Below are 10,798 nucleotides of genomic sequence, written 5' to 3' on the forward strand. Positions count from 1 at the left end.
TGCGTGACCTCGACGACGAGGTCGCCGCAGCGGAAGAACATCAGCCGGCCCCACTCCGGATGCGACCGGTCGAGCGCCATGTCGAGCCCGAGCCGAGCACCATAGAGCGCTGCGGCGCGTTCCGGATCGGCGGTCGAAACCACCACGTGATCCATCGCGGTGATCGATGCGGTCGTGGTGCGGACCGACAGCGGCCGCTCCTGCTCGCGTTCCAGGAAGAACATGCGCACGCCGCGCGTCGCATCGGTCGCGGCCCGCGTACGCTTCCACGACAGCGTGGCGCCACTGATGTCGTCGCGGCTCTCGACCTCCGCGACGGGTTCGGGCTTTAGCGTCAAGCGGTCGAGCCTGCGGTGTGTCTTCGCGATATCGCTGGTGCGGAAGCACAGGCTCGCAAGCCCCTCGCCCTGGGTGGCGAGCGCGCTGCGGACGCGCTGGGCTGCATCGTCGTCGCCCTGCGGCGCCACCAATTCCAGCGTGGTGTTGTCGAGCGTGAACAGCGTGCGGTCCGCGCCGCCGCCGCTGTAGCGCCAGGAAGGCGACCGCGCGAACAGCGTCTCGTAGGCCGCGCTGGCAGCAGCGATGTCGCTGGTCAGGACGACGACGTGATCGAGACCGATAATCATGGCCGCAACCTCCCCGAATCTGCCGTCATTGTGTTTCTCCCTTAACCCAGCCCGGAACCACGGACTGCCGCCAGCCGTTATGCCGCATGCCAGAAGGGCCCGGCACAGCCATCATCTCTACCTGTAAACCAGGCAGGGTTGCGAATATTTTCAGCGATATCGGCCGATCAGCAATGCTAGTCTGGAACCGCCGGCCGGGACCACACCAAGCCACGACGGAAAGCGAATGCAGGCTCTCTTCATCGGACAGACCTATATCGACGTCACCTTCATCACGGATCACATGCCCGTCGGCGACGAAAAGCACGTCGCCGACGCCTATGCGGTGTCGTTCGGCGGCAACGCCGTGACCGCAGCATTCTGCTGCGCCAAGCTCGGCGTCCCGCCGGACCTGATCGCCACCATGGCCAATGACTGGCTGGGACGGATGTTCTGGGACATGGCCGACAGGTACGGCATCTCGTTCCACCCCCGCAAGGTCAACTCCTCCTCGCTGTCCTTCATCATGCCGAACGACGGCAAGCGCGCCATCGTCCGCTGCCGCGACGACCAGCACATCCACCCCTTTCCGCTGCTGAACATCAAGGGCTGCCGTGCGCTGCACATCGACGGCCACCAGCCGGACGCCGCGATCCATTATGCGAAGCTGTGCCGCGAGGATGGCATCCTGACCTCGCTCGACGGCGGCGGCCTGCGCACCAACACCCACGAGCTGCTCGCATTCATCGACATTGCGATCGTCGCCGAACGCCTGTGCGAGCAGATGGACAAGACGCCGGAGCAGATGCTCGACTATCTCAAGGGCCGCGGCTGCAAGGTCGGCGGCGTCACCATGGGCGAGCGCGGCCTGCTCTGGTATGACGAGGCCGGCACAGTGCGCACGCTGCCGGCTTTCCCGATCCCGCGCGCGCGCGTGATCGACACCAACGGCGCCGGCGACGTCTTCCACGGCGCCTACATCTACTCCTACCTTTCAAACCCGAGCAAAGGCTGGCATGAGCATTTCAAGTTCGCGCGCGCAGCCTCGACCTTCAAGATCCAGAAGCTCGGCAACGAGGCAGGCCTGCCGACGCTGGCGGATATCGCGGCGGTCAAGCAGGAGTTTCGCGCCGAGGCCTGATAGAGGTGAATGGGGCTAGGCCATGGGGCGCGTCTTCGTCGCCGGCAGCATCAATATGGACGTGGTGGCGACCGCCGAGCGCCATCCGCGGATCGGCGAAACCGTCGCCGGCGAGGCCGTGCTCTATTTTCCCGGAGGCAAGGGCGCCAACCAGGCGGTGGCTTCGGCCAAGCTCGGCATACCGACCACGCTGATCGGCCGGCTCGGCACCGACGCGTTTGGCAAGGAGCTGAGAACGTTCCTCGTCGCACAAGGTGTCGATCTCGCCTTCGTCAAGGACACGGACGGCACGCATTCGGGCACGGCGATCATCACGCTTGCGAACGCCGACAACACAATCGTCGTTGTGCCAGGCGCCAATGGGCTGGTCGATGCCGATGATGTCGCGGCCCCCATCCTCGCGAGGGGTGACGTCGCGGTCAGCCAGTTCGAGATCCCGCTGCCGGCGATCGCGGCCTTCTTCCGGCGCGCCCGCGCTGCCGGCGCCACCACGATCCTCAATCCGGCACCGGCGAAAAAGGCCGACAAGGCTCTGCTCGATCTCGTCGACATCCTCGTTCTGAACGAAACCGAACTCGGCTACCTGACTGGCACGGAGCTGCGAGACGGCGACACGCCGGAGCGCTTCTCCGAGGCGGCCAGGACCTTAGGGCAAGGCAAAATCGTTTGCGTCACGCTCGGAAAGCGCGGCGTGCTGGCGCTGGTCGAGGACCAACCGCTGCTCGTGCCGGGACGCGAGGTCAAGGCCGTCGACACCACAGGCGCTGGCGATTGCTTCGTCGGCGCCCTCGCCTCACAGCTCGCCATTGGCAAGCCGCTCGGCGACGCACTGGCTTACGCCAACGCCGCCGCCTCGATTTGCGTGCAACGGATGGGGGCCGCGCCGTCGATGCCGACGGCGCAGGAGGTTAGCGCCGTTCTTTCCACGCGTCGTCCCGGCGAAGGCCGGGACCCATAACCACCGGCTACAGTTTGGGGCACCCGCGCAGTAACTGCGTTCGTCTCCGCCAATGATCGCCGCGGAGTATGGATCCCGTCTTCGCCGGGACAACGATTCGACTACGTCAGCGCACTCTTCAAATCGAAGCTCGCATCCGCCGCCTGCTCCGGCGTGATCGAGCCGCCGGCACCGAGCAGCCGGCGGCCGAACATGTGATCGCCGGCGCGATTGACCGACTCGATGCCGAGCAGTTTGTCGCCGCGATAGCAGAACGCCGAGAACGCGCCCTGCGCGCGATCGCCGCGCACCACGACGCGGTCGTAGCCGGTGGTGAGGCCGGCCATCTGCAGCTTGTCGGGGCCCTGGTCGCTCCAGAACCACGGCAGGCCGTCATAGACCTCGGTCTTGCCGGTCAACCGCGACGCCACGCAGCGCGCATGGTCGGTCGCATTCTGCACCGACTCCAGCCGCAGCGACCCGCCGAAGCGCTTGCTGGTGTAGAGCGCGCAATCGCCGATCGCGGAAACATTCGGATCGGCGGTCAACAGATGCTCGTCGACGATGATGCCGGATGCCACCGGCAGCCCGGCCTCCGCGGCAAGCTCGACATTCGGCAGCACGCCGACGCCGACCACGACGAGATCGGCCGGGATGTGCGTGCCGTTGCTCAGGCTGACGCCGGTAACCTTGCCGCCATCGGCCTCGATCGCCGTGACCTGCACCCCGAGATGAATCCGGATGCCGGCCGCGCTGTGGCGGGATTGCGAGAACTCGGAAATCTCCGCGGTCACCGCCCGCGCCATCACGCGGGAGGCGAGCTCGACCACGTCGACCTCGAGGCCTTTGGCCCGGGCGGTGGCGGCAAATTCGAGCCCGATGAAGCCGGCGCCGATCACGACGACGCGCATGCCGGGCGCGATCAAATCGCGCAGCGCCTGGCTCTCATCCAGGATGCGCAGGTAGCGGACGGCGTCGAGCTTGGCGTTGGGGGTATCCAGCAGCCGGTTCCGCGCACCGGTCGCGAACACCAGATGGCCATAGTCGAGCGACGTGCCGGAGGCGAGCGCCACTTTCCGCGCATTGCGGTCGATCGCTTGGGCGCGATCGGTGATCAGGTCGATCTTGTTGTCCTGGTAGAACTTGTCGGGCCGGAACATCAGGGTCTCGGGCCCGCCGGTCCCCTTCAGATAGCCCTTCGACAGCGGCGGCCGCTGATACGGCAAATGGCCTTCGTCATTGATCAAAGCGATGCGCTCGGCAAAGCCGGCCTGGCGCAGCGACGCCGCGAGCTGGAAGCCGGCATGTCCGGCGCCGACGATGATGACCGAGCCTGTCATCGGAACAACCCAAATACGCGCGAGCAGGAGTGACCCATGCCGTTTCCTCTTGTCGATGTTAGCTTGCTTGCCCCGTCCCCACAGCGCTCGTGTCTGCGTACCGAAGGCACATGCCATTTGGCCTCATGGCTCGCGCGGACGCAAGGGGGTCCCAGGCAATTCTGGCGCACCCGCGGCGTCGGACCGGATTGCCACGGCTCCCGCCAAGGCCTTAAATGTCCGGAACCAACAAGCCCAAGGTCTTCAATATGCCAGCACCCGCCCCCTCCGCCACTGACCCCGCTTTGCTCCGCATCGACGGCGCCATCGCGACCATTACGCTGAACCGGCCGGCCGCGTTCAACGCGATCGACATGACGATCGCCAAGAAGCTCGAGCAGCTCAGCGCCGAGGTCGAAGCCAACAAGGACGTTCGCGTGCTCGTCATCGAGGGCGAAGGCCGCGCCTTCTGCGCCGGCGGCGATCTGCAGACCATCGGTGCCGCTGCCGAAGCCAACAACATCGCCCCCGTGGTCGGCGAGATGCTGCACCACTATCACGCGTTCATCGAGACGGTCCGGCGGATGCCGAAGATCGTTCTCTCAAGCGTGCATGGTTCGGCGGCCGGCGCCGGCATGGGCCTCGCCTTCGTGACCGACCTGTGCATCGCCGCGGACGACGCCCGCTTCACGCCCGCCTATGCCAAGATCGGCGTGTCGCCCGATGGCGGCAGCACGGTCGGCATCGTCGGCACGGTCGGCACCCGACGCGCGCTGCAGATTTTCCTCGCCGAGGATGGGTTCACCGCGCAGCAGGCCTATGAATGGGGTCTCGTCGTCAAGACCGTCCCCGCGGCCGAGCTGAAGGCTGCGACGCGGCAGCTCGCCGAGCGCCTGGCAAAGAATCCGCCCGCCGCGATCGCGGCCACCAAGTCACTGGTGTATCAGGCGGCCACCACACCAACCAAGCAGCAGCTCGACGCCGAGGAACATAAGATCATCACGACCATGCATACCGACGATTTCCGCGTCGCCGTGAAGAAGTTCACCAGCAAGTCGAAGTAGAGGTTTGGCTAGTTCGGGCAGATGTACCCCGTGCCGCCGGGTGCCTTGAAGCAGCCGACCGATTCCGGGATCACCTGCTTGGGCAGCCACAGCACGACCTTCGGAAAATAGATCGTGAAGCAGATCGTGACCAGGAACACGACGTAGATCGGCAGCGCCGCCCGCAACGCTTTTGCGAAACTGATGCCGACGAATTTCGAGGCCATCAGCAGCACGAGCCCGTAGGGCGGCGTGATCAGGCCGAACGCCAGCGTAGCGATCAACACCACGCCCATATGCACGCCGTTGATGTCGCCGGCCTGGGTCAGCGCGTTGACCAGCGGCATGAAGATGATGATGGTCGGCACCGGCTCGATGAAGTCGCCGACCACGGTGAACAGCAGCACCATCAAGAGCATGATGAGGTGCGGGTCGTTGCCGGCGATCGAGGTGATCCAGTCCGCGATGTAGATCGCGCCGCGCAGATAGGCCAGCATCCAGCCGAACGCGTTCGCCGCGCCGATCGTGATCAGCGGCAGCGAGAAGATCAGGCCGGCCAGACAGAAATCATACGGGATCTTCTTCAGGTGCCCACGGTTCAGCGCCGGGATCACCACGACGATGATGTAGGCGACCGCGACGACCCCGGCCTCGGTCGGCGTGAACCAGCCGGTCAGGATGCCGCCCAGCAAAATCACCGGGATCATCATCGGCAGCGCCGCGTCACCGGCGGCGAACGCCACCTGGCGCAGCGGCGCGCGCGGCTTGCGCAGGCCCGAGGGACCGAAGAAGTAGCAGTAGATCATCAGTCCGAAGCCGATCATCAGCCCGGGGACCACGCCGGCCATGAACAGCCCGGCGATCGAGACATTGCCGACCGCGCCATAGACCACCGCCGTGATGCTCGGAGGCACCAGCGCTGCGATCGTCGACGCCGAGGCGATGATCGCGGCGATGAAGGCCGGCTCATAGCCTTCCCGCCGCATCGGCCCGCCGAGCGCCCGGCTCATGACCGCAACGTCGGCGGTGGTCGAGCCCGACATCTCCGAGAAGAACATGCTGAAGACGACGACGACCTGCGACAGCCCGCCCCTGATGTGCCCCACCAGCGAAACCGACAGATTGGCGATGCGGACCACGACATTCGCCGAGCTCATGAGCTCGCCGACCAAGAGGAAGAACGGGATCGCAAGCAGCGCCTCGGAATCGACGCCGTCGAAGATCTTCTGGATGATCGCCGCCAGCGAGACGTCTGATAGCACTGCGCCGACGAACACGCCGGCCATCAGCGAGAACGGCACGGGCACGCCGAGATAACCGAAGAACAGGAAGCAGAACGACATCAGCGCAAGCACGACCGGTGCGCTCACGGCTGCACTCCCGTCGTCGCGCGGGTATCGATCGCAGGAATCGGAAGGTCGTCATCCGGTGGCTCCGGATGGTCGAAGCCATTGCGGATCCCGTTGATGAGCTGCTCGATCGTGAACAGGCCGATCAGGATGCCGGACAGCGGGATCACCGCATAGAGCGAGGCGATCGGCGTACCCGACGGCAGGCGGAAGCTACCGAAGCCTCGGAGGTAATTTTGATAGCCATACCAGACCAGGCAGAAAGCGACGCCCAGCACCACCAGACGGATGACGATCTCGACGAACAGCCGCGACCTGCCATGCATCGCTTCGGAGATCGCGGTGAGATAGAGATGGTCGTTGCGTCGTGTCGCGACCGCGGCCCCGATGAAGATCGCGTAGATGAACAGCGTCGAGGTCACCTCCTGCAGCCACAGCCAGGGATGACCGATGGTGCGGGTGACGATATCGGCGGTCACCGAGAGCGAGAAGCCGAAGCACAGCAGGCCGCACAGCATCATCAGGATCAGCTCGAGCCGGTCGAGCGCCCGCCATTTCAGATACCGCTGCCGTTGCAGCACCAGTGTGTCGGCGATGGCCATGGCTCGCGCTCCGCGTCAACCTCGGGCTCTAGTTGATCGCGCGGATCAAATTCTTGATCTTCTCCGCATGCGGGCCGAGATCCTTGGCGAGCTTGTCGAGATAGGGATCGGCGATCGCGGTAAAACTCTTCTTGTCCACATCCTCGACCACCTTGACGCCGAATGACTTCAGCTTTGCCGCTGCGGCCTTTTCCAGTTCGAACGCCTTGGCAGGCTCCTTCGTGCTCACCTCGGCGGCCGCCGTCGTCACCCAGTTCTTCTGCTCCGCTGAAAGGCTCTGCCACAGCTTGTCGCTGATGAACAACAGCGCATTGTTGGCCTCATGCTCGGTCATCGAGAGCACCGGCGCGACTTCGTAGTGCTTGTTGACGAGGTAAACGTTCACGCTGTTTTCCGCCGCCTCGACGACGCCGGTCTGCAGCGACGTGTACACGCTGCCGAACGGCATATGGACGGTTTGCGCGGCGTAAGCCGGGAAAATCGTATCCTCCGTGGCCGTCGCCTGAACACGAATTTTCACCCCCTTGAGATCGTTGACTTTATGGATTTCCTTCCTGGCGTAGATGCTCCTTACGCCTTGGCTGCCCGTCGCGATGACATGAAGGCCTTGCGACGTGTCGTCAATCATCGCCTTGATCGCGTCAATCACCTTCTGATCCGCAAGGGCCTTCACCACATGGTTGGCGTCGCGGAACAGGAAATGCAGCGACATCACACCGGCCTGCGGCGAGATAGTCGCGGTGTTCGCCGATGAGATGATCGCGAATTCGATGTCTCCGGATTTCACGAGCTGCAGCAGCTGCGGCTCCTGTCCGAGTTGGGCGCCCGGATATTGATCGACGATCATGGTCCCCTTGCTCAACTCCTTGAGCTTGGCGGAGAACATGTCGTAGGCCACGCTGTATCCGGTGTTGAGCTGCTGATCGTGCGCGAAGCGGTAGTGCTTGACTTCCTGCGCGCCAGCGCGCGGCGGCAGCAGCAACGCTGCCGCCGCCATCGCAATCCCGACGATCCTGGCTGAATAGCCCATCGCGACGTTCCCCCTGTTTTTAATTGAGGGGATCATCCCATCAGTCGCGCAGGATTGTCAATAAAACAGAGGTAATCTGGTCGTCGAGGCCCAAGCGGGCGCTTCGCAGTCGGAAATTATCGACAATTCGACTGCGATGCCAATCGAGACCGAACTACTTCCCCTTGGCGCGCATGAAGTCAAAGTCGCAGCCCTCATCGGCCTGCAGGATGGTGTCGTTGAAGAGATGCGCGTAGCCGCGCTTGGCCCAATCGGGCGTACCGGCCGGCGCGAGCGCGGCGCGGCGCTTCTGCAATTCGGCCTCGTCAACCAACAGATCAATGCTGCGCTTGGCGACATCGAGCCGGATCATGTCGCCGTTCCGCACCAGCCCGAGCGGACCGCCGACGGCGGATTCCGGCGTGATGTGCAACACGATAGTGCCGAACGCGGTGCCGCTCATCCGGGCATCGGAAATGCGGACCATGTCCTTCACGCCGGCGCGCGCGAGCTTCTTCGGGATCGGCAGGTAACCCGCCTCGGGCATGCCGGGCGCGCCCTTCGGGCCGGCATTGCGCAGCACCAGGACGTCGTCGGCGGTCACATCGAGCGCGGGATCGTCGACCCGCAGCGTCATGTCCTCGACCGATTCGAACACCACGGCGCGGCCGGTGTGCTGCAATAGTTTCGGGCTCGCCGCCGACTGCTTGATCACGGCACCGCGCGGCGCGAGATTGCCGTGCAGGATCGCCATCGCGCCTTCGGACTTGATCGGGTTCGCCTTGGAGCGGATCGCGTCCTGCCCCGGTACATCCTCGGCATTGGCGACGACCTCGCGCAAGGTCTGGCCGGTGATGGTTTTGACATCGAGGTCGATGAGGTCGCCGAGCTGCGCCATCAGCTTCGGCACGCCGCCGGCATGATGGAAATGCTCCATGTAGTGTTCGCCCGACGGCTTGAGGTCGACCAGCACCGGGACCTCGCGGCCGAGCTTGTCGAACGCCTCGAGGTCGATCCTGTGCGGCGAGCGGTTGGCGATCGCCGTGAGATGGATCAGCCCGTTGGTCGAGCCGCCGATCGCCTGCATGACGACCTGGGCGTTGCGGAACGAGGATGGCGTCAGGATCTCGCTCGGCTTCGGTCCCTTGGTCTTCGCCATCTCGGCGGCGACGCGGCCGCTGGCCTCGGCGGAGCGGAAGCGTTCGGCATGCGGCGCCGGGATCGTCGCGCTCATCGGCAGCGACAGGCCGAGCGCCTCGGTGATGCAGGCCATGGTGGAGGCAGTGCCCATCACCATGCAGGTGCCGACCGACGGCGCGAGGCGGCCGTTCACCGCCTCGATCTCGTTGTCGTCGATCTCGCCGGCGCGATACTTGCCCCACAGCCTGCGGCAGTCCGTGCAGGCGCCAAGCACCTCGCCCTTGTGATGGCCGACGACCATGGGCCCGACCGGAATCACCACGGTCGGCAGATCGGCGCTGATCGCGGCCATGATCTGCGCCGGCAAGGTCTTGTCGCAACCGCCGATCACCACCACCGCATCCATCGGCTGGGCGCGGATCATCTCCTCGGTATCCATCGCCATCAGGTTGCGCAGATACATCGAGGTCGGGTGCGCAAAGCTCTCGGCGATCGAAATGGTCGGGAACACGAACGGCATCGCGCCCGACAGCATCACGCCGCGCTTCACGGCCTCGATGATCTGAGGCACGTTGCCGTGGCAGGGATTATAGTCGCTGTAGGTGTTGGTGATGCCGACGATCGGCCGATTGAGCGCATCGTCCGAATAGCCCATCGCCTTGATGAACGCCTTGCGCAGGAACAGCGAGAAGCCGGCGTCACCATAGCTTGTCAGTCCCTTGCGAAGTCCGTCGGCCATTTTCTTCTCGTCCCGTGGTTGTTCGGCCGCACTTAAGGAGCGGCAGGAATTATTGTCAATATGAGATAATCTGGTCGCGGCTTGTGGCTGATCTGCGGCAAAATCGCCCCCATTATTGACAATAACCGTGGCGCCATGCTGACCTCAGGCACCGATCCGAAGCCGAGAGCGCATGACAGCCGAGCCCACATTGCCCGAACTCCAGGCCCCCTCGCGCGAGGAGGAACAGGCGGAAGTGATCCGCCGGCTGGAGGAGGACATCATCTTCGGCCGCTTCGCGCCCGGTTTGCGGCTGGTCGAGGATACCCTGATGCAGCGCTACGGCGCGAGCCGGCATTTCGTCCGCCAGGCGCTGTTCCAGCTCGAGCGCCAGGGCATCGTGCTGCGCGAGAAGAATGTCGGCGCCACGGTGCGGTTCTATTCGGCCGAGGAAGTGCGGCAGATCTATGAGGTGCGCGAGATGTTGACGCGCCAGGCCGCGCTGATGATCGCCCTGCCCGCGCCGCAAAGCCTGATCGACCAGTTGAGCGAGCTGCAACGGCATTACTGCATCAAGGCCGAGGCGCAGGACATGCGCGGCATTCACGAGACCAACGATGCGTTCCACCTCGCGCTGTTCTCCGCCTGCGGCAATCCCTATCTGGTCCGCTCGCTGCAGGACTACATGAACCTGACGCTGCCGATGCGCGCCAAGAATCTCGCCGACAGCGAGGGCCTCGCATTGTCGCGCCGCCAGCACGAATTGATGATCGAGCTCCTGAAGGGCCGCGACAGCTGGGCGCTGGCGCAGCTTTGCGTCGATCACATGCAGTACAGCAAGGCGGATTATCTCGTCCGCATCTCCAACGACAAAAAGCCGCAATAGCGCGATACGCGGCGGCCTGCGCGTGAAGGAGACGGCGATGCGCTATGTG

At 64.5% G+C, this 10,798-nt stretch carries 10 protein-coding genes; 4 read left to right on the top strand and 6 right to left on the bottom strand.

What is annotated here, in order from left to right; all coding sequences use genetic code 11:
- On the bottom strand, positions 1-626 hold a 626-nt coding region (locus tag AKL29_RS15015), incomplete at its 3' end, for a VOC family protein (protein WP_244482049.1).
- Positions 627-852: 226 nt separating this feature from the next.
- Here AKL29_RS15015 and AKL29_RS15020 point away from each other — a divergent pair.
- Together AKL29_RS15020 and rbsK are read left to right on the top strand one after the other, a co-directional pair.
- Positions 853-1,746, top strand: coding sequence for a sugar kinase (locus AKL29_RS15020; RefSeq protein WP_028331857.1), 894 nt, complete (start codon positions 853-855; stop codon positions 1,744-1,746).
- A gap of 22 nt (positions 1,747-1,768) precedes the next feature.
- The gene (gene rbsK, locus AKL29_RS15025; RefSeq protein ID WP_050384736.1) at positions 1,769-2,704 is read left to right on the top strand and encodes a ribokinase; all 936 of its coding nucleotides are present in this window, start codon (positions 1,769-1,771) and stop codon (positions 2,702-2,704) included.
- A gap of 101 nt (positions 2,705-2,805) precedes the next feature.
- Here rbsK and AKL29_RS15030 read toward each other — a convergent pair whose 3' ends face one another.
- Positions 2,806-4,023, bottom strand: coding sequence for an NAD(P)/FAD-dependent oxidoreductase (locus AKL29_RS15030; protein WP_050384737.1), 1,218 nt, complete (start codon positions 4,021-4,023; stop codon positions 2,806-2,808).
- A gap of 248 nt (positions 4,024-4,271) precedes the next feature.
- Between AKL29_RS15030 and AKL29_RS15035 the strand changes: the two genes are divergently transcribed.
- Positions 4,272-5,066 (top strand): enoyl-CoA hydratase/isomerase family protein, encoded by a 795-nt coding sequence (locus AKL29_RS15035; RefSeq protein WP_050384741.1) that lies wholly within the window; start codon positions 4,272-4,274, stop codon positions 5,064-5,066.
- A gap of 8 nt (positions 5,067-5,074) precedes the next feature.
- On the opposite strand, the gene AKL29_RS15040 is transcribed toward AKL29_RS15035, so the two are convergent.
- The 4 genes from AKL29_RS15040 to AKL29_RS15055 form a co-directional block, all read right to left on the bottom strand.
- Entirely contained in the window at positions 5,075-6,415 is a 1,341-nt protein-coding gene (locus AKL29_RS15040) for a TRAP transporter large permease (RefSeq protein ID WP_028331861.1), read from the bottom strand.
- Complete coding sequence (locus AKL29_RS15045) at positions 6,412-6,996, bottom strand: TRAP transporter small permease (RefSeq protein ID WP_028331862.1); 585 nt, start codon at positions 6,994-6,996, stop codon at positions 6,412-6,414. Before AKL29_RS15045 ends, AKL29_RS15040 begins: the two co-directional genes overlap by 4 nt.
- Positions 6,997-7,024: 28 nt before the next feature.
- A complete protein-coding gene (locus tag AKL29_RS15050) occupies positions 7,025-8,026 on the bottom strand; it encodes a TRAP transporter substrate-binding protein (protein WP_028331863.1) in 1,002 nt (333 codons plus the stop codon).
- A gap of 154 nt (positions 8,027-8,180) precedes the next feature.
- Positions 8,181-9,884, bottom strand: a complete 1,704-nt coding sequence (locus AKL29_RS15055; protein ID WP_050384738.1) for an IlvD/Edd family dehydratase — start codon at positions 9,882-9,884, stop codon at positions 8,181-8,183.
- A 172-nt stretch (positions 9,885-10,056) separates the two neighbouring features.
- Between AKL29_RS15055 and AKL29_RS15060 the strand changes: the two genes are divergently transcribed.
- A complete protein-coding gene (locus tag AKL29_RS15060) occupies positions 10,057-10,749 on the top strand; it encodes a GntR family transcriptional regulator (RefSeq protein ID WP_028331865.1) in 693 nt (230 codons plus the stop codon).
- Positions 10,750-10,798: the final 49 nt, after the last annotated feature.

The sequence above is a fragment of the Bradyrhizobium pachyrhizi genome (genome assembly GCF_001189245.1).
Classification (GTDB): domain Bacteria; phylum Pseudomonadota; class Alphaproteobacteria; order Rhizobiales; family Xanthobacteraceae; genus Bradyrhizobium; species Bradyrhizobium pachyrhizi.